Raw genomic sequence first — 19956 nt, 5'->3', positions numbered from 1 at the left:
AGTTGGTCTGACCATTAAAACGGTAAAATTGAAACAGTTTTTGCCGTTTAGGGAGAGGCATTCATGCGCCAGTCTTGGCCTTGCTTGATCATATGCAGCGCGACACTGATCGGGGCCGCAACGTCCGCGTGGTCACAGACGTCTCTCACCGCCGGTAATCTTGCTTATAAGTCGTTGGGAACGCAGAGTACCACTTTGAGTCAAACCGGATATATCGGTACTTATCTCGTCGTGCCCCCCGGCGGCGCCACGATCAATTTCGATGTGAATGCCACCGGCACAGGCTCGACCGCACACATGAATTTGGTTATCGCCAATTCGACATTCGGCTTCAACATCAGTGGCAGTTCAGCGACGGACTACGACACGCAGAATGTCTTTTTGCCCGGTGGTCCTAATAACACTCCCGGCACCTACTTCGTCCAAGTCCAGCGCGATTACGATAATGGGGTCAACAAATCATTTGCGGTCAATAACCTCAAAGTGAATACCGTCAGCGGAGGAACTGCTACGTTCGCCAATGACAATATCAGCAGCACCGCTGCCGCTACCGACGCAACGAACGCGGCGAACACCTACATCAGTAATTTTCGCGAAGCTCCAATGAACTTGACCGTGCAGGGGGTCAAAGCTGGCACGCCGATCACGCTCCAAGAAACGAACTCGGCTTTCAAGTGGGGGACGGCAGTGCTAGACGGCATCAGCACATACATTCCGCTATCGCCTGGGAACACGCAAACGTACACTTCTACACAAACGAAGTATACGAATATTCTCAATCAGGATTTTAATAGTGTTACGCCAGAAAATGCCGGCAAATGGAGCGAAAGCGACACAGCGGGGCAACTTCAGAGTGTTGATCGATTGCTGAATTATGCTTCACATTACGGCATGCGCGTGCGCATGCACAATGTGGTTTGGGGATCGCAGCAACCCACGGACATTAATTCGGATTTCTCCGGTAACAATACCAGCGCCATTACTACTAGGCTCAACAATCGTATTGCCAGTTACGTGGGAGGCACCGATAGCATCACCGGCAAGCCGCGAGCAACTGAGTACTCCGAACTGGATGTCTACAACGAGAGTTATCACACGGGGGCGGCCAACAGCAATAGCGCCAATAATGACGACTATTGGACCACAATGGGCGCTACCAACCCCAACGGTGGCGCCGGCTGGACGGCTGGTCTGTATAACCAGGTACAAACCGCGGTCACCAACGCCGGCGCCACGACCAAGCTCTTCACCAACGAATACAATGTTCTGAATAACAATTCCGACCAATTCGGACAATGGTACCAGCAGCACATTGAATCGATTCGCAATGGCATCAGCAACGGCAGCGGCGGCGGTACCCCTAACTCGGGCGCGGTCACCGGGATTGGCACCGAATGGTATAACACGCCGGGCGTCGGCACGAATGGCAGCGAAGTAGATCCGGCGCGCGCCTATGCAACCTGGCAAAACTTGGCTGCTCAAGGGCTTCCGCTGGAAGTCACCGAATTTGGCGAAACCACCGGCACTGCATCCGTTGAGGCCACATCGCTGACGACCGCGATGACGCTGGCCTTTGGTACGCCTCAAATGACTGGTTTCACGCTGTGGGGCTTATTGGCTTACACGAATCAATTTTCGGGCGCGCAGGGTTCCGTTTTGTATAACTCCAGTTTCCAAATTACGGCCGCCGGGACAGCCTACGAAGCTTTGCACAACTCCTGGATCACCAACATGACAGGCACGATCAATGCCGATGGAAGCGTGACGTTGCCGGACTCAGCGTTCTATGGTGACTATCAAGCCCTCATTAATGGCAAAACCTACACTTTCAATTTTAATCCCTCGACAAATAGCTATTCGATCAGCGTGCCAGTTGTGTTGGGGGATTTTAACGGGGATGGTCATTTAACCAGTGCTGATATCCCCGCCATGCTGAGTGCCCTCGTAAATTTGGCGAGTTTTGAAGCGACAAACGGCTCGAGCTATGTGACCTCCATTGGCGACATCAATCATGATGGCCAAGTAAACAACATCGACATACAAGCACTGCTTAATCTGTTGTTATCCGGCGGCGGAAGCTCCGTCGCCGTTCCTGAACCGACGGGCCTAGCGCTATTGGGCTTGGGCGGTTTGGCACTGATCGGCCTGAACCGTCGCCACAAAACACAACGCAACAGGCGGTCGGCGCGGATTTAAGCGGCAAGTAGTTCGTTGCCGCATCCCACATTTTCTTGACGCCCCAAGCCATGGTCGTGGCCGTGAGGCCATCAAGGCAGGCCCGTCTCAGCCAGTATATATAGGGGGACTCGCGGTTCCTCCATAAAAAGTTCTTGTATTGGGGGGAAAGCGATGGCATAATAAGCAGCGTTTATCCGACTGCAAAAACGGATAAATGCTACAAGTCTTGCGGTTCGCTCGAAGTATGCTGGGGGGAATCGCACCGGTTTATGGGGGTGTTCTAAATCTGCTGTAGGTCGGCGCGGCCGCCCCATCGCATTGCGCCTCGTACAAACAGAACTTCTGGGTGAAGGAGTAATACCATGTTGACCTTCATTAAACGCGCTTCCTGCATTGGCTTTTGTGCCATGATTGCCTGGCTCATGCCCTGCGCATATAGCTGGGCTGGCATAACCTCAACCAACGATGCATTTGCTTCCACTGGACAGGTGTTATGGCCCGTTGGCGGCGCGGCAGGAATCAGCATTCAAGCCGGCGGAGGACCTCAAGTCGAAACATTTTCCGACCAAATCTTCCCCACGGGATTGCAATTGGGCACCAACGGCGGCGCCAATGTCGTTGTCGTAGGTGAATCGGTTGATAACGGTGGCATTCTGGCGGAAACGTTTACGCCGTCAACCAACTTTAACTTGGGTGCGATTGCATTTATTGCCGGCGGTGGTACGGGGAATACCAATCCAAACGGGTTTAATCAGACGGTCCATTTATATGACTTTGGCATTCCTGGTTCGGCCGGTTACGCTGGACCCACAGCGGACGCCCCTGCCGGAAGCAATCCATATCGAAACTGGACCGACTACGTTCCAGGACCGAACGGCTATAACAAAACCGATTTGCTGGGTGGCGGCAGCGGTGACATTGTAACGTACAATCCAAACCCCGGTCCGGAGCGCTTTTTTGAATTTAATTTCACCGGCAGCGATCAAATCGCCTTGCAAGCCGGTCACTTGTACGCATTCGAATTGTGGGGAAACGATCAAACCGGCACGGTGTTTCTACAACGCAGCAGCGGAACGATGGACAGCAACACCAGTCCCGCGGCGAAAGCGCATTTTTACGACGGCGGCGAGGGATACAAAGTGGCCGGCGGCCAAATTCCCGATAATACCCTCAATCGCAATCACTTAGCTTTTTCTGGCGTCACACGCGATTTGTATATGGCCGTCTATGCTGCGACTCCCAGCATTTTACTGGGAGATTTGAACTTCGATGGCCATGTCGATTCCAAAGACATCGGCGCTTTGGAGCTGGCCTTAACCAACACCAGCGGCTATTTGTCGACCGATTTTGGCAATGGCACTCCCGGTTCCCACGGTGTAACGGCCAGCAACATTGGCCAATATGCCGACGTGACGGGCGGGTCCAAATTCAACAATATGGACGTGCAAGCCCTTCTGAATTACTTGATAGCAGGTCATGGCAGCGTTACCGCGGTGCCCGAGCCGTCTTCGCTTGTGCTTTTGAGCCTGGCAGGCACTGGGTTACTATGGGCGCGAAGACGACGTCGGAATAGAATCTCCTAAAAATTGTGATTTTTTTCAGAATTTGCTTGCAGCGAATAGAGTTTCGCGCCACAATAGCAACGGTGAACAATTAGAGCAGAGGCCCGACTGGTTGCGATTCATTTCGCAGCCGATCGAGGATGTCGCTACGGAACGGAAGCGCCGGTAGATGAGGCAGTGCAGCGTTGATTGTCAGCTTTCCGGTAGCTGAGAGTGACACATCCTTGTTTTTGAGGGAGGGTCTTATGTCGAAGATTCTGAGGGGGTTCACAGCTTTTGCTGTAGTTCTTGGCCTAATGATTTCGGTAACGGCCGCCTTGGCCTCTACGGGGAATTTTACTTCTCCGTTAACATCGAATCTTGTAGTTTCAGTCGATATTAACGGCGGTGTTATTGCCAGCAATAACACGACGACGGAAGGTTCCAATGGTCCCAGTGGTAGTCCAACGTTAAGTCCTGATCCGTTTGGCGTGACATGGTCTTCTTGGGGCGGTCCGGCGAGTACAAACGGTGATGGTATCCAGCTACCTAATAGTGCAGCGTCGCCGACGAATGCCGCAGCCAGCATTACGAAGAACTTTGGTTCTGCGAACGTCACGCTTAGTATACCGGGCACCGCATCGAATTATGGCCAAGTTAGCGGCATCGCATCGTTGAATGGACGTGATCGTGGTAGTCCTTCAGGCGCCGCTAGCGATAGCGATTTGTTCCGTGACTTCGAGTTCGCAGGTACCAACAGCAACGTTCAAAGCACGAACTACCTACAACTTGCAGTGTCGGGGCTTACTCCTTCCACACCGTATGAGATCGCTCTTTATTCGTATGACAGCTCGGGCAGCCACACGACAAATTGGACCGCCACGGCCCCTTGGTCTAACACCACCGTCGATAATCACTTTGGCTGGAATCCGGATAGCGCCTCCTTACTTCCCGCTGGTTATACCTTTGTTGCTGCGGGCGACTTTGTGGCTCCGCACGATGAGCAGTCAATTACCTGGACCGCTGGCACCACGCCTGCGCCCGCAGTATTTACGCTTACCACAGACGCGACCGGATCGCTGACGGTTTATGGTTGGGGTGGCAATGGAATTTCGACGGATGCTGCCAACGACAACGGTGGACAAAACGCAGATACCAGCTACCTCGCCGGCTTTCAGATTGCCGCGGTACCCGAGCCCGGCACGCTGGTTTTGTTGGGTTTGGCAGCTCCCGCGTTGTTGTGGGGCGCGCGAAAGCGAAAGTAAAGGAGTAACTTTTGAATTTCCGTAAGTGGGAAAACGGAATGCTTTGACATACCCTCGCCGCTCCTGGCGCGCTGCACCGCGCCAGGAGCGGTTTTAATAGTACAATGGTAGCTTGGGTCGAATTTTGTTAAACTAATTGGATTGGTTTAGCGCAATTCTTGCGTTAGTGGGGATGAAAAACTTATGGGGGTTGTGCCATGAAGCACAATTCGAGTTTCTTATGTTGGTTTATGCGCGCCGATCTGCATCTCGGTTCGCAAAAATCAGTGATCATTGCTCAGCGATCAGCGAATAGGCCGGGACCCGAGGATCGGCAGCCCGGTAGCGACCTAGCGCTCCCTCGTCAAACTTCGGCCGCTGAAACGGGCTTCACGCTGGTCGAGTTGCTGGTGGTCATTGCCATCATCGGCATTCTCATTGCGCTATTATTGCCTGCAGTGCAAGCGGCGCGGGAAGCGGCCCGTCGCAGTCAGTGCGTCAACAACCTCAAGCAAATTGGTCTGGCGATTCACAGTCATCTGGATGCCAAGAAGTATTTTCCCACCGCCGGCGCCAATGTCGATAACGTTGACGGCACTTCGCAATGGGATACCACTGCTCTGTATGGGTTTGAGCGAGGAAGCTGGATGTATCAAATTCTTCCATACATGGAAGAACTGCAACTGTATCAGTTGGGGCGCGATGTTGGCGAGCATAATTTAACTGCATTGGGAGGCAAGGACCTGGCCGAAATTCAAATTCCCATGTTTAACTGCCCTACGCGGGGAGATCGCACCAGCTTGCTCACCGACACCGCTCACTTGTATCACGTTAACGACTACGTTGGCATTATGTCGGACTTTCAAAATTCGGATTGGCAATGGAACCACTATGGCGCCACAGCGGGCGCAACTGGAGCGCCTTCAGTTCCGACAGATGAGGTTCACCGGGTTTATCGCGGAATGTTTATGAAAGCCGGTCACAACAAAAGCTCGTGGCCCGGTTTCCTCTTGAAACCACCTCAAGTTTCCGACGGGCTTTCGAAAACAATTGCAGTCACAGAAGAGGGGGTATGGTCCAAATTCTATCAATGGCAGGGGCTTTCCACCGCCACCGGTTATTGGCAGGAGCCTGGTTGGCCGCATGGCGCCCATTGGGATACTTTGCGTTGCATTCGAGCAGGCAGCTTTCCCACCTTCCAAAACGATGAGCTTAGCCGATCGGTCTTTGGCACCCGTCAGTCCGAACAAGGATTTGGAACCGCGCACAAAAATGTTTTTATAGCGGTCTTCGGCGATGGCTCCGTTCATCCGCTGTCAACCAACATGGACTTCACGGTCAAATGGGGAACAACCGATCTCGACGCAGCAAATTCCGGCATTTTTGCCCGATTAGCCGTGCGCGATGACGGCCAGACTGTCGATTCGAGCGCTTTTTAGTCCGTGCCCTGGCCATCGAGGAGACAGGTGTAATGCCATCCACGGGAATGAACACTTCGCCCTCGAAGCACACATCTTGTCTTTTGCTTTCAGCGATTTTACTTTTGGGTGGTTGTTCGGGCGACGAAGGCGCAAGTGCAATTGCCGCCGTCAACGGCAGTAACCTTCAGCGGCTGACCAACCTCTATTCGGCCTATCAATTTGATCATTATGGCCCGGGGCCTGCCAACGAGACGGAGTTTAAAGCGTGGATCAAAAAAAACATGGGTCCGTCGCGTTTGGAGTTGATGCACATCGATCCGAACAACATCGACGGTGTGTTTATTTCCGAGCGAGACCACAAGCCCTTTAAAATCCGGTACGGGGTCAGTGGCGGCCATGGCAGCGGCAATGCCGTAGTGTTTGAACAAGACGGGGTCGACGGCAAGAAGCAGGTCGGTGCGAATGGTGGAATTGTGATGGACGTGGACGACGCTCAATATCAAGAGATGTGGTCAGGTAAATGGCATCCTCCTGCGGACCCCAATGCTGCTCCAGCCTTGCCGGGCGCTGGCAGCCAAAGGACGGGAAAATCGCAATAAAGGGCGATTATCCAAAGAGAATCATCCATGATCGAACGCACTTTGCAAATGAACTGTTTTGTGGTTTGGTTTCCATGCCTGCTATTCACGTTTTGTCTGGTGGGCTGCGCCGAAAACGTGAATTCCTCCGATCAAGTCAGCAAAGCGGTGGCTGCGGTGAATACCAGCAACATCCAGCGATTGGCAAATCTTTACTCTGCATTTCAATTGGATCATTACGGAGCTGGGCCGCACGGGGAATTGGAATTCAAGCAGTTCATCACGGATGTGATGGGCCCGGCTCATCTGACTTTGATGCAAATTGACCCTCATCACATCGATACCGTGTTTATGTCGGAGCGAGATCATCAGCCGTTTCGTGTGAAATATGGGCTCGGTGGCGGACCCGGAGCGGTTAACGCGGTGATCTTCGAAGAGCAAGGAATCGCCGGCAAACGGCAAGTGGCATTCAACGGCGGCAAAGTCGAGGAGGTTGAAGATGCCCGATACCAAGAATTGTTGAATGGCGATCAAACAGTCTCGCCAGCCGCTGATCCCGGCGGGTAGTGGTGAGTATTTTGCACAAGAATGATGGTGTTGGCGATTGATGACGGATTATTTGCCATGATAAACGCGAGCAGGACCGTCGTTATTTTCCCGTGGTCGGTTTTTCGTCGGCGGATGCTTTCGTGGCGTCTTTGTCCATCAGGGCGGCCTTATCGGCAGGAATGATTTCGATGCCGTTGATTTCCGGGTTTTCCACGTTTGGCGTAAATGTAATTTTTAATTTCCCATCCGTAATTTCCACCGGCACCGATTCAATGTAAGCCCGTTGCGGGCCGCCGGCTTTTTTCCAAACGTCAAAATCCTTGAATTCCTTGTCTTGCACCTTAAAGCTGAACACGCGGTCGCCCGGTCCGCCAATGCCGTCGAACGTTTCGGCAAAGTGCAGCTTGATCACATATTTTCCGTTAGGAACCTTATACCAGAACGATTTCATGCTGTAATGTTCGCTGCGATATAAAGCGGGGTCTTTCGTGTTCTTAATTTCCATTTCGTCCGGCCGATCGATCGTGTCGCCTTCCTCAAAACCCCCTTCTTTTGTCGTTACGTCCGGAAGCCAGGTATGGCCCTGGGAATCTTTATACGGGGTGGTGGAACCGGCGCGAAACCGAATGATGGGCGACTCGGCGGATGATTTGGCGTCGGATGTTTTCCCGTCCGATTGGGCCGCGCTCGGCTGGGAACTGCACACATAGGAAACAATGGCAGCCAACATCAGGCAGTGTAAGCAGCGAACGAAAATCGTTTTGTAAGACATGGTTTTTCCTTTCCCCCTGGAATTCGAAATCAACTCAATTAGCATAACTATCCTACTCCGCACTGCAACCGCTGGGCTGCAAAAATCTGAAGGACGCCGAAGCTCGTCGCGCACTTCAAAATGTTTGTGGCACCGACAATTCTTTCCTCGTTGCCCGACGCCACCGGTAAATTACTTTCATGAGTACTTCCACGTTGCCTCGTAAACGCCGTGCTGTCGAACGAACTAAAAAATTTGCGCGCGGAACGCAAAACGGGAAACTACCTGCCTACAAAAATAGCAAGCTGTCCGCCGAAAAGCGCGTGAAGGATTTGCTCGCACGAATGACGCTGGACGAAAAAGCGGCACAAATGATGTGCGTGTGGCAGGAAAAAGCTGCCAAGCTGGTGGATGACCAAGGGAATTTCAATCCGCAGAAAGCCGCGGCCAGCTTTCGCAAAGGACACGGCTTAGGGCAAGTGGGCCGGCCCAGCGACGCCGCCGGCGGCTTGAATGCCCGCCGCACCGCGGAGCTTACCAACGCCATTCAAAAGTTCTTTCTTGAGCATTCGCGCTTAGGCATCCCCGTGATCTATCACGAAGAATGCCTGCACGGCCATGCCGCTGTCGATTCCACGAGCTTCTGCCAGCCGATTGGCTTAGGCGCCACGTTCAATCCTGAATTAGCACAGAAGCTATTCGCCATGACGGCGCATGAAGCCCGGGTGCGCGGCACGCATCAGGCCTTGACTCCGGTCGTCGACGTAGCTCGCGATCCACGCTGGGGCCGCGTGGAGGAAACCTACGGCGAAGATCCGTATTTGGTAGCCCAAATGGGCATGGCGGCCGTACGCGGCTTTCAAGGCAACCGCTCCTTTAAGGGCCAGAAAAATGTTATCGCCACGTTGAAGCATTTCGCAGCACACGGCCAGCCGGAATCGGGCATGAACTGTGCGCCAGTCAACATTTCGGAACGGGTGCTGCGGGAAACATTCCTATCGACTTTCAAAGCCTGTGTGCAAGAAGCCGGCGCCATCAGCGTGATGGCCAGCTACAACGAAATCGACGGCATTCCCTCGCATGCCAACCGGTGGCTGTTGCGCGATGTTTTGCGAAAGGAATGGGGTTTCCAAGGGTTTGTGGTCTCCGATTATTATTCGATTTGGGAATTGCACCATCGCCCTGAAACGCATGGCCATTTTGTGGCCGCCGACAAAAAAGAAGCCTGCGCGCTAGCGGTGAAAGCCGGCGTCAATATCGAGCTGCCGGAACCCGATTGTTATTTGCATTTAGCCGAATTGGTCAAAAAGGGAGTACTGAAGGAATCGCAGCTCGATGAGCTGGTGGCGCCAATGTTGTTGTGGAAATTCAAACTCGGTTTGTTCGACGACCCATACGTTGATCCCGACGAGGCGGAGCGCGTGGTGGGTTGCGACGAACATCGAAAGCTGGCGCTAGAGGCAGCCCGGGAAACCATTACGCTGCTAAAAAACGACGGTAGCATCGTGCCGCTCAGGGCCGCTAACATGAAAACCATCGCGGTCATTGGCCCGAATGCCGGCCGCTGCTTACATGGGGGCTATAGCGGCGTGCCTAAGCACAATGTTTCGGTGCTCGACGGCATCAAAGCCAAGGTGGGTGACCGCGTGCATGTACTCTATAGCGATGGCTGCAAAATCACGCAGCCGGGTGTCTGGGGACAAGACGAAGTATTCCCCAGCGATCCGGCCGAAGATCGTCGACAAATTGCCGAAGCGGTGGAAGTGGCCAAGCAAGCCGACGTCATCGTGTTGTGCCTCGGCGGCAATGAATTAACCTCGCGCGAAGCTTGGAATCTGAAGCACATGGGGGATCGCACCAGTCTCGATTTAATCGGACGCCAGCAGGAATTGGCCGACGCCATGTTAGCCACGGGCAAGCCGGTAATCGTGTTTTTGTTCAACGGCCGGCCGCTGTCGATCAATTCGCTTAGCCAGCACGCACCCGTAATTTTTGAGTGCTGGTATTTGGGACAAGAAACCGGTCACGCCGTGGCCGATGTATTATTTGGCGATTACAACCCGGGCGGAAAGCTGCCGATCACCATTCCGCGCTCCGCCGGTCACTTGCCGGCTTATTACAACTACAAGCCGTCGGCACGCCGCGGCTATTTGTTCGACGACGTCTCGCCGTTGTATCCATTTGGCTTCGGGCTAAGCTACACAAGCTTTACATTCAGTCCGCCGCGGCTGGAAAAGAGAAAAATTCGCCGCAGCGGGCGTACCCGGGTGCTGGTAAATGTGACGAACACCGGCCGGGTGCGTGGTGATGAGGTTGTGCAAATGTACATTCGCGATTTGGTCAGCTCGGTTACGAGGTCCATCAAAGAATTGAAGGGTTTTCAACGCGTATCGCTCGAACCTGGTGAGACCAAAACCGTGGCGCTGGACATCACGCCCGACCGGCTGGCGTTTTACGATGTGGGCATGAAATACGTGGTCGAACCGGGCGAGTTTGAAATTATGGTGGGCAATTCTTCGCGGGATGCAGATTTGCAAAAGGTAGTTCTTGCGGTGGTGCAGTAACCGGCAGGCAACGCTGGACAATCAATTCCATCGGAATTTTTGAGGTCTTTCATGGCGGAAGTCCGTCCTGCTTCTGAGAAGCTTTCGTTTGTCGAAAAAGCAGGCTACAGTGCCGCCGATGCCGCCGCCAATTTCGTCTTCATGACGATGATTTTGTTTCAAGGCAATTTCTACACGGACGTGTTTGGGCTGACTGCTGTTGTTGCCGCTAACATTTTGATTGTTTCTCGACTGTGGGATGCGTTTTTTGATCCCATTGTTGGCGTGCTTACCGACCGCACGAACACGCGCTGGGGAAAATTCCGTCCCTGGATTTTGTTCACCGCCCTTCCCTGGTGCGTGGTGATGGTCCTGGCCTATACCACGCCGAACCGCTGGAGCTTGGGCTCCATGATTGCCTACGCGGCCTTCACCAACATTTTGATGATGACCATTTATTCGATGAACAATATGCCTTACAGCGCCTTGGGGGGCGTGATGACGGGCGACGTGAACGAACGCGCCAAGTTGAATTCGTTTCGCTTTGTGTCGGTGAACATTGCGCAATTGATTGTCGGCGGCTTCACACTGCCATTGGTGGCTAAGTTCGCCGCCGGTCATGCCGCACAAAATGGTTTGACCGCCGTCGGCCTGGCCGATAAGCAATACGGTTGGCAGATGACGATGGCCATTTGGGCCGTCGTGTGCTTGGTTCTGTTTATGATTACGTTTTTTACGACGAAGGAGCGCATTCAGCCGCCCCCCACGCAAAAATCGTCTGCCAAGCAAGATTTTTCCGCTCTGCTCAAGAGCAGCCCGTGGGCCGTCATGTTCCTGATGACGCTGGTGCATTTTTGCATTCTCTCCTTCCGCGGCAACGCCATGTACAACTACTATCACCATTTCGTCGACAAAGGCGTCATGTACGACTGGCTGCAACGGCTGGGTTTAACGGCGCCGGCCGGCGCCCCGGCTTCGGGCGGAATTTTGGAGACGTTGGGTTACATCGTGCACGGAGATCGGGCCAACCTGGCCGATTCCAACGTGGCCGACGTGTTCAACAGCATCGTGAACATTTTAGAAAAAGTCACGATGATTGTGGTCATTTTGCTTTCGCCGGCACTCTCGCGGCGATTTGGAAAAAAGACGGTCTCTGTGGTCGGGTTTGCCTTGGCATCGGTCGGTTCATTGGCTTTCTATACGCTGAAGCCCAGCGACGTGGGAAGCATGGCGCTGTTAACCGTGTTTGTCGCCGCCGTGTATGCTCCGACGAGCCCCTTGGTGTGGGCCATTTACGCCGACGTGGCCGATTACTCTGAATGGAAAACGGGCCGGCGGTTTACAGGCATTGTGTTCGCGACGATTGGTTTTGCGCTGAAGTGTGGCCTGGCGCTGGGTAATTCTTCGTTCCTGTGGATCATGGCGGGCCTTTTCAACTACAATCCCAAGCTGGATCCGGCGCCGGAAACCTTGCAAGGCTTTCGCATTTGCGGCACGCTGATCGTGGGAATCTTGTTTGGAGTTTGCACGCTGTTGTTGTTGGCTTATAAACTCAACAAGCGGCTGACCATTCAAATGGCCGATGAATTGGCCGAACGGCGAAAGAATTTTGCAGCTGCTTAAATCGCGCGTTTTCTATTCGCACACTTGGCTATTCCGTAGGCTTGGCAACCACGTCAATAATGGCCTTTAGAGCCGGCTTGGGTTGGCATTGCCGATCGAACAACAGCGGATGATCGATGCGCGGCTTTGGCCAATAGTTCAGCCAAGAGCGGCCGTCGTCCAGGCCCCAAAACGTGACGCGAGTAATCACGTCTTTGTGCTTGTCAAACAGTGCAAACAGTTTGGCATATTGCTCGGCCTGGCGTTGTAGAATGTCGGCTGCCGCTGGAGTTGCTTCGGCGGGGGGAGCACTTCCTTCCTCGTGGTGAGCGACATCGGCCCCTGCCTGTCGCGGCGCGGTATCCATATCCAACTCGGTGATCATTACTTTCACGCCCAGCTTGCTAAATTCGTCGATGGCTTTTTCCAGATTGTCATACGGCACATGGTCGAGTTGCCAATGCCCTTGAATTCCGACCGCGGCCACGGGAACCCCGGCATCTTGCAAGCTCTTGATGAGCCGCAGGGCTTTGCCCAACTTGGGCTGCGACTCAATGCCGTAATCGTTGTATTGCAAATCGGCCTGGGGGTCCGCCTCGTGCGCGAATTTATACGCCCGAACGATGTAATCGTCGCCGATTCCGTCCCGCCACTTGGTTTGGCGTAGGTCATCCTTTCCTCCTTCGGCGATCGCTTCGTTCACCACATCCCAGCCCCGAATTTTTCCTCGGTAACGGCCCATGACGGTGTCAATGTGTGTCTTCAACCGTTCCAAAAGCATTTCCCGCGAGGCCGGTTTGCCGTGATCCCAAAAGAACCAACCCGGCGTTTGGTTGTGCCATACTAACGTGTGGCCAAAAATCTGCATCTGATTTTCTTCGGCGAACTTCACCAGCGCATCGGGCTGCTCAAAGTCCCAAATTTTTTCTTTCGGATGAATCTCCTCTGGCTTCATGCAATTTTCCGGCGTGACGGCGTTAAAGTGCGCTTTAATCGCCGCCAATTCTGCTTTGCTATAATCATCCGGCAACGTACCCCCCAAGGCCACGCCAATCAGAAAATCATTCCGATACGCATCCTTGAGCGTGGGCGTGCCAGCGCGTAGTGGAACGCCGGCGACGGACGTAATCGCCACCAAAATAACAAGCAGAACGAAGCGCAGAACAAGCCCGCGGCGGCAGCTCATGGTTTCTCCCCCGGATGTTTCTTTCGTTCGAGCCATGGTACGTATGCAGATACCAATTGGATTATAATAAACTGGCCGTCGGCGCGGTTGTCAAGCAACGACGCCGGATAGAATGAAAAGTAAATTGTCCGCGCTGGGCTGCTTCCCGGCTTGTAATCCCGGCGCAACCGTGGCCATGTCGTTGGCCTTGGGGAGAACAGCACAATGAAGGTTTCTCGCCGGTCCTTTGTTGCCACCGGCGTGGCAGGTTTGGCTGGCGCTCTCGTGGGGCGCACTGCGCGCTGCGTGGCAACGGAAATGGCGCTGCCTGACGAAGATGGCTACAAGCTTTGGCTGCGATATGCGCCCCCCGGATCAAATGCGGAAGTGTACCGCCGCCTGGCGACTCAAATTTTCGTCACAGGCCAATCGGCCACGGCCAAGGCAATTCGCGAGGAGCTATCGGCCGGGCTGGCCGGCATTTTGGGCGCGGCGATTCCTGCTAGTGAGTCTATTGAAGATGGCGCAATTATCGTCGGCACGCCTAAAACATCGGACGCCATTAATCGCTTGAATTGGACGGCAGATCTCGACGAAGTCGGACCGGAAGGATTTCTTATCCGCTCCACCACCATCGCCAATCATCCGGTGATTGGCATCGCTTCAAACGGCGAGTTGGGGGCGCTGTATGGCGCATTTCATTTTCTTCGGATGTTGCAAACCGCTCTGCCCATCGAACGGCTTGATATTAGCAAGCGGCCGAAAATCCAAATTCGGATGCTGAATCATTGGGATAATTTGAACGGTAGTGTAGAGCGCGGCTATGCTGGGCGATCGTTGTGGCTATGGGGCGAGTTACCCAACACGCTCAGTCCGCGCTATGCCGACTACGCTCGGGCCAATGCGGCGATTGGCATCAATGCGGCGGCCATCAACAACGTGAATGCCGATTTTCGCATTCTCACGGCGGAGTATTTACGCAAAGTGGCGGCGCTGGCCGATGTCTGGCGGCCGTATGGAATACGAATGTATTTGTCGGCCAATTTTGCCGCACCCAAGCGCTTGGGCGGTTTGCCGACAGCCGATCCGTTGGATAAAGCGGTCGCCGCATGGTGGCAAGCAAAAGCCGACGAAATTTACGAGCTGATCCCCGATTTCGGCGGCTTTCTGGTCAAAGCCAATTCCGAAGGCCAACCGGGGCCCAAAGATTACGGTCGCAATCATGCCGAAGGCAGCGCCGTGTTGGCCGATGCACTAGCGCCCCACGGCGGCAATGTCATTTGGCGAGCCTTCGTGTACGACGAGGATATTGATCCCGACCGCACCAAACGGGCCTACATTGAATTCACCAAGCTCGATGGCCAATTTCGGCCGAATGTCGTTCTGCAAATTAAAAACGGCCCGCTCGACTTCCAGCCCCGTGAGCCATTTCATCCCTTATTCGGCGCACTCAAAGAAACTTCTGCGTTTGCTGAAGTGCAACCCACGCAGGAATACTTGGGGCAAGCGAAGCACTTGGTTTACTTAGGAACCATGTGGAAGGAGTTTCTCGATTCCGACACCTTCGCCCACGGACCAGGTTCAACCGTGGGCAAAGTTATTGCCGGAGAGCTGCAACCTACCCGATTGACGGGAATGGCCGGCGTGGTCAACCCGGGCTTGGATGCTAACTGGTGTGGGCATCATTTCTGTCAGGCAAACTGGTATGCATTCGGGCGGTTGGCCTGGGACCCACAGCTTTCCGCGCAACAAATCGCTGAAGAATGGGTGCGGATGACCTTCACAAACAACGCCGACAACGTAAAAACGATCTGCGGCATGATGATGAGTTCGCGCGAGACATTTGTGAATTACACCATGCCGTTAGGATTGCATCACTTAATTGGCGGTGACCATTATGCTCCCCACCCGCAAAACACCCAGGCGGCGCGCCCGGATTGGACGGGGGTTTATTATCATCAGGCTTCAGCCGACGGCATTGGATTCGATCGGACCAGTACCGGCGATAAAGCAGTAGAGCAGTATTTTCCGCCGGTGTGCGAGATGTTCGACAATTTGGCAACTTGTCCGGAAAAGCTGCTGCTGTGGTTTCATCGCTGCGGATGGGATTACAAACTCAAATCAGGCCGCACGTTGTGGGAAGAATTATGTGCACATTATTATCAAGGCGCGGCCCAAGCGGCTGCTCTGCAAGCCACGTGGTCCACGTTGGCCGCCGAGATCGACTCGGCCCGTTACAAGCACGTGGCAGCGCGCTTGACCATTCAAGTGGCGGATGCCGGCAAATGGCGCGACGAAATTCTGCAATACTTCCAAGGTTTTAGCGGCCGGCCGATTGTGCACTCCTAGTCTGCATTTCGACCGAGCAGGATTTGTTCAGAGACACACCGCAATTATTGCACGGGTTTTAACTTGCTGCGCACCAGCAAGCACCCTAACGCAATTGCCACCAGAACAATTCCCGCGGGTTCGGGAACCGTCGCCAAGGAGCTGCCGCCGCTGCCCACGCCGGCCTCGATGCCGCTGGTCAGTAGTTGCATCATGGTCGAAATATCGCTGGCATTAAAAACATTATCGCCGTTGATGTCGCAAATGGCATTGAATTCCTCGTTCGACATCCCGTTGGCCGCCTGATAGCTATTTTGATTTTTTAGCGCGTTCAGCATCGCTTGCAAATCGGCGTTGGTGAGTTTGCCATCCAAATTGAAATCGCCTTTAATCCACAGTGTTTCCAAGGGCGTGTCGTTTGGGCCTTTTTCAAAATCGACGGTGGCATACGTTTGGCTACCAATTTTTAGCGCGTACTCGCCGTAAAATCCGTTAAATTGAATCGTGCCGTCGGGCTTCACAATCACCGGTTGCGTTGGTGTCGTGAAGGCATTCATCAAATTCACCCATTCCTGCCCCAGCGGCGTGAGCGTGTAACCGCCGCCGCTGGTCGAAGTGGCAATGAATTGAGCCGGCGGCGCGCCGTTCATGGCGATGGAAGCGGCAGTATCCCACCAGCCCCAAACCATGAATGTATCGGCCAGCGGATTTCCATAAAACATGGTGACGGAATCGCTCAACGCCTTCACGCCTTTGGTCGCGCTTTGGGCATCCGTGGATGAGGTTCCTGAGCCCATGCCAAATTCGTTCATCGAAAGTGAAAGACCTTCCACCGACAGATTTTGCAGCGCTTTTTGCATCGTATTCGCGCTGGGCTGGTTGGAGCCGGTTACGTTGGAATACATTTCCATGCCAATCTCGTTAACCACTTTGCTCTGAAAATCGGTCACGCCGCCATTGTTAATGGCCTCCACTTCGTTGCGGTACCAATTGGCGTACGGATCGGAACCCGTCTCTGTGCCAGAAGTGCTGATCGACTGCGGCGAAAATTGCAACACGTTGAATTCGTTCGTAAACAGCTTCAAATTCGGATTTCCGGCTGCTGCCGCCGCTTGCGCCACTTGATGATAGATGGTGTCAATCGTGTTGATGCCGGGCGCAGGCTGCCCGTTGGGAAAAATGTTCCAATACGAAGGGCTATTCAAAGCTTCGTTTAACACATCGATTTGCGAGAAATCGGTCGCCCGAATGTCTCCCGTTCCGTAAGTCTTTAGCGAGCTGCCGCTCCCCGTCGAACTGGAACTAACGCCTGAAAGGTAATAGCCAATGCGGTTGGTGATGTCGGTGGTCAGCGACTGCTTGGCGCTGGTGGCGCCGGCGCCGCCCCCCGTTGCAGTGCCTAAGAGGGTATCAACGGTTGAGGGCTGTTGAGAGCCCGAGGTTGCTCCGCTGCCCCAAATCAAATTGTGCATGCGGGCCTGCATGTTGTGCGCCTTGGCATAAGCCAGTTGCTCGTCGACCAACTGCATCGTCAAGCTTGATAAATTGCTGCCGCTTACGTTACTGGCCCACTTGCCACCGTTGGAAGGAACAATGGTATTGAAGTAACTGTTAATGAAGCTTTGAAATTGTCCTTCTTCAGGGTCCGCCGCAAAATTTGGGGCATACAACATGTCTTTGCTATCGCCGACGGTCACTCCCGAAACCGTTCCGCCAAAATTGAAGGCGTTGCGCAGCATGCTGACTTGAACCGACGTTCCGGAGTGAAATCCCGTTGAAATGGCGGCCGTTCCCTGACGGAAATTGTTAATGTAATTATTTGCCGCCGAAAGCGCGTTGGCATCGGAGGCAGTATTGTTGAGCGTGGCATTGACCGTCGGGTTGCTGCTCACCGACAAATTTCCAACGGTCAACGTGGGCTTCACCGAAACGGCGCTGCCGCCCACCACTTGAGTGCTGCTGTTGTCTAATTGGCTTCGGACAAAATACAGGCCCGCCGGCAGTGTGGGTGTGGTGTACGTGTAACTGTGCATGGTCGATGAATTGACGTCGAACGAATGGCTATAATCGGCAATCGAAATGGTCATGTCCGGATCGATGCCATTGGATGCCACGCCGGAAGCATTTACGGTGAACGTGACCGGTCCCGGCTGGGCTAAGTTCACGTAGGTGCCCAGATAGCCGTTTTGCGTGAGGGTGGCATTGTTGCCGCTGTCGCTCCCGGCGGCCGCAAACGATTGGAACGACTGAAAAGGCATCGCCGAGCCATTGACCAAGGTTTGTCCTTGGGCATGGACGGCCAGGCGCAACAATAGCGCAGTAACCAAAACGCAGCAGCGCCTAGTCCCCCGCATCGAAGCCTCCGTCTCTAGAATGCAGCCTTGCGGCTCAAAGCCCAAGGCAGCCCCCTTTGGCCCGAGTCGATAATGCAGTCGCTCGGCCCCCGGCATTGTAATATGTAGTGAGAAAATTCACAACAAATTGGCGAGAGTGCGTCTGTCCTCCAAATTAGGCGTAGCCTAAGTTGCGTCGTAGCTTTCTCAGCGATTGCCAGCCGTCCGTCGTGCAAAAACGCAGCCGATTGAATACCATCGTCCCCCATGAATCTGCCAAGATCACTGCCTGCGAATGCCCTGATCATTGCTTTTGATATTTTTCCCCTTGCGGCGTCCGCGGCCGCCTGCTCTAGTGGCCGTGCAAGAATCGCCCAAAAAATGCGGCAAAAACACGCTGAATTAGGCGACCGCCACCGGCCGCCAGTCCCGCCGCGCCCAGCGCCTTGCATTTGAGATTTCGCGTTATTAGTTTGAGATATATTACCGTAGGCGGCTTCACGCGATTTTGCGGGTCAGCCCCCCAACAATTACTTCTGCCGCGAAATCTCTATGAAGCATCGACCGCGGGTGGTTTTGCTGATCGAAACTTCGAATTCTTATTCGCGGGAATTGGTCCGTGGCATTTATGCCTACATTCAAGAGCACGGTCCGTGGTCAACCTTTTTAACCGAACAAGGCCGCGGCGACCCGGCCCCCAAATGGGTGCTCGATAATTTGCAGGGGGACGGAATTATTGCCCGCATTGAAAATCGCCGCATTGCGCAAGCCATGGTCAAAACCGGCTTGCCGGTGGTGGATGTAAGCGCCGCGCGCATTATGCCGGAAATTCCGTGGGTCGAAACGGACGATGCTGCAATGGCCAAGTTGGCCGCAGAGCATTTGCTGGATCGGGGTTTCAAGAACTTCGGCTTTGTCGGCAACAACCAATTCCATTGGTCGATGTGGAGGCAGGAAGAATTTGTGCGGATCACCAAGCAAGGCGGCGGCGTGTGCAGCGTGTTTCGGCCACAACCGCATCGACGGTTGCCCATGAATTTGGCGGAGGAGGAAAAACAGCTGGTTGCTTGGATTCGTCAGCTTCCCAAGCCGGTCGGCGTCATGGCCGCCTACGATGTGCGCGGCCAGCAGTTGTTGGACGTTTGCCATCGGATTGGGGTGGCCGTACCGGACGAAATGGCCGTGGTGAGCGTGGACAATGACGAAATGCTTTGCAATCTGGCAGATCCGCCCCTTTCCAGCGTCATTCCCAACACCCACAGCACCGGTTACGAAGCGGCCCGCATGTTGGCCCAGTTAATGTCAGGAAAAACACCCCGGACGCATTCGCTAAAAATCGCTCCGTTGGGCATTGCCACGCGGCAATCGAGCGATGTTCTCGCGGTGCCCGACCACGATATTTCCCAGGCCATGCACTTTATTCGCGAGCATGCGTGCGAAGGAATCAACGTGGACGACATTCTGAAGGTGGTTCCGCTCTCGCGCCGCGTGCTGGAGCATCGCTTCAAAAAGCTGCTTGGATATTCGCCGCACGATGAAATTCTGCGCATGCAATTTCAGCGCGTTACTAAGCTGCTCAGCGAGACGGCCCTGCCGCTGGCCGCCGTAGCCGACCAGGCGGGTTTTCACCATGGCGAATACCTGAGCGTGGCCTTCAAAAAGCGATTTAGCATTACGCCCAGCGAATATCGACGCCGGCACCGTCACGGATGAGTCGCGCGGT

General features: G+C 54.1%; 13 protein-coding genes. 10 read left to right on the top strand and 3 right to left on the bottom strand.

Annotated elements, in window-relative coordinates; translation table 11 throughout:
• The first annotated feature begins 195 nt into the window (after positions 1-195).
• The 6 genes from VFE46_09700 to VFE46_09675 all read left to right on the top strand — a co-directional run bounded on the left by VFE46_09700 (position 196) and on the right by VFE46_09675 (position 7529).
• Positions 196-2196: an endo-1,4-beta-xylanase gene (locus VFE46_09700; protein ID HZZ28261.1), complete on the top strand. Its 2001-nt coding sequence runs from the start codon at positions 196-198 to the stop codon at positions 2194-2196.
• Between the two features lie 344 nt (positions 2197-2540).
• On the top strand, positions 2541-3761 hold the full coding sequence (locus tag VFE46_09695) for a PEP-CTERM sorting domain-containing protein (GenBank protein HZZ28260.1): 1221 nt from the start codon (positions 2541-2543) through the stop codon (positions 3759-3761).
• A gap of 224 nt (positions 3762-3985) precedes the next feature.
• Positions 3986-4984, top strand: coding sequence for a PEP-CTERM sorting domain-containing protein (locus VFE46_09690; protein ID HZZ28259.1), 999 nt, complete (start codon positions 3986-3988; stop codon positions 4982-4984).
• 197 nt (positions 4985-5181) lie between these two features.
• Positions 5182-6402, top strand: coding sequence for a DUF1559 domain-containing protein (locus VFE46_09685; protein ID HZZ28258.1), 1221 nt, complete (start codon positions 5182-5184; stop codon positions 6400-6402).
• Positions 6403-6485: 83 nt separating this feature from the next.
• A complete protein-coding gene (locus VFE46_09680) occupies positions 6486-6983 on the top strand; it encodes a hypothetical protein (protein ID HZZ28257.1) in 498 nt (165 codons plus the stop codon).
• A gap of 27 nt (positions 6984-7010) precedes the next feature.
• Positions 7011-7529, top strand: coding sequence for a hypothetical protein (locus VFE46_09675; protein HZZ28256.1), 519 nt, complete (start codon positions 7011-7013; stop codon positions 7527-7529).
• Positions 7530-7611: 82 nt separating this feature from the next.
• Here VFE46_09675 and VFE46_09670 read toward each other — a convergent pair whose 3' ends face one another.
• Complete coding sequence (locus VFE46_09670; GenBank protein HZZ28255.1) at positions 7612-8283, bottom strand: malectin; 672 nt, start codon at positions 8281-8283, stop codon at positions 7612-7614.
• A gap of 179 nt (positions 8284-8462) precedes the next feature.
• On the opposite strand from VFE46_09670, the gene VFE46_09665 reads away from it, so the two are divergent.
• A complete protein-coding gene (locus VFE46_09665) occupies positions 8463-10826 on the top strand; it encodes a glycoside hydrolase family 3 N-terminal domain-containing protein (protein ID HZZ28254.1) in 2364 nt (787 codons plus the stop codon).
• Between the two features lie 51 nt (positions 10827-10877).
• Positions 10878-12428 (top strand): MFS transporter, encoded by a 1551-nt coding sequence (locus VFE46_09660; GenBank protein ID HZZ28253.1) that lies wholly within the window; start codon positions 10878-10880, stop codon positions 12426-12428.
• Between the two features lie 28 nt (positions 12429-12456).
• On the opposite strand, the gene VFE46_09655 is transcribed toward VFE46_09660, so the two are convergent.
• Entirely contained in the window at positions 12457-13593 is a 1137-nt protein-coding gene (locus VFE46_09655) for an endo-1,4-beta-xylanase (protein HZZ28252.1), read from the bottom strand.
• 204 nt (positions 13594-13797) lie between these two features.
• Here VFE46_09655 and VFE46_09650 point away from each other — a divergent pair, with 204 nt between their 5' ends.
• Positions 13798-15921 carry an alpha-glucuronidase family glycosyl hydrolase gene (locus VFE46_09650; GenBank protein ID HZZ28251.1) on the top strand — a complete coding sequence of 708 codons (2124 nt, stop codon included), beginning with the start codon at positions 13798-13800 and terminating at the stop codon, positions 15919-15921.
• Positions 15922-15965: 44 nt separating this feature from the next.
• On the opposite strand, the gene VFE46_09645 is transcribed toward VFE46_09650, so the two are convergent.
• On the bottom strand, positions 15966-18254 hold the full coding sequence (locus VFE46_09645) for an endo-1,4-beta-xylanase (GenBank protein ID HZZ28250.1): 2289 nt from the start codon (positions 18252-18254) through the stop codon (positions 15966-15968).
• Between the two features lie 531 nt (positions 18255-18785).
• Here VFE46_09645 and VFE46_09640 point away from each other — a divergent pair.
• On the top strand, positions 18786-19946 hold the full coding sequence (locus VFE46_09640; GenBank protein HZZ28249.1) for a DNA-binding transcriptional regulator: 1161 nt from the start codon (positions 18786-18788) through the stop codon (positions 19944-19946).
• Positions 19947-19956: the final 10 nt, after the last annotated feature.

It is taken from the genome of Pirellulales bacterium (assembly GCA_035656635.1).
Taxonomy (GTDB): Bacteria; Planctomycetota; Planctomycetia; order Pirellulales; family JADZDJ01; genus DATJYL01.
This window is presented reverse-complemented; position numbering and strand designations above follow the sequence as displayed.

What these genes read in the sequence shown, in the direction of transcription:
- VFE46_09645 (HZZ28250.1), bottom strand. Translation starts at nt 18,254, where the DNA reads ATGCGGGGGACTAGGCGCTGCTGCGTTTTGGTTACTGCGCTATTGTTG.
- VFE46_09685 (HZZ28258.1), top strand. Translation starts at nt 5,182, where the DNA reads ATGAAGCACAATTCGAGTTTCTTATGTTGGTTTATGCGCGCCGATCTG.
- VFE46_09650 (HZZ28251.1), top strand. Translation starts at nt 13,798, where the DNA reads ATGAAGGTTTCTCGCCGGTCCTTTGTTGCCACCGGCGTGGCAGGTTTG.
- VFE46_09655 (HZZ28252.1), bottom strand. Translation starts at nt 13,593, where the DNA reads ATGAGCTGCCGCCGCGGGCTTGTTCTGCGCTTCGTTCTGCTTGTTATT.
- VFE46_09670 (HZZ28255.1), bottom strand. Translation starts at nt 8,283, where the DNA reads ATGTCTTACAAAACGATTTTCGTTCGCTGCTTACACTGCCTGATGTTG.
- VFE46_09640 (HZZ28249.1), top strand. Translation starts at nt 18,786, where the DNA reads ATGAAGCATCGACCGCGGGTGGTTTTGCTGATCGAAACTTCGAATTCT.
- VFE46_09675 (HZZ28256.1), top strand. Translation starts at nt 7,011, where the DNA reads ATGATCGAACGCACTTTGCAAATGAACTGTTTTGTGGTTTGGTTTCCA.
- VFE46_09665 (HZZ28254.1), top strand. Translation starts at nt 8,463, where the DNA reads ATGAGTACTTCCACGTTGCCTCGTAAACGCCGTGCTGTCGAACGAACT.
- VFE46_09660 (HZZ28253.1), top strand. Translation starts at nt 10,878, where the DNA reads ATGGCGGAAGTCCGTCCTGCTTCTGAGAAGCTTTCGTTTGTCGAAAAA.
- VFE46_09690 (HZZ28259.1), top strand. Translation starts at nt 3,986, where the DNA reads ATGTCGAAGATTCTGAGGGGGTTCACAGCTTTTGCTGTAGTTCTTGGC.
- VFE46_09695 (HZZ28260.1), top strand. Translation starts at nt 2,541, where the DNA reads ATGTTGACCTTCATTAAACGCGCTTCCTGCATTGGCTTTTGTGCCATG.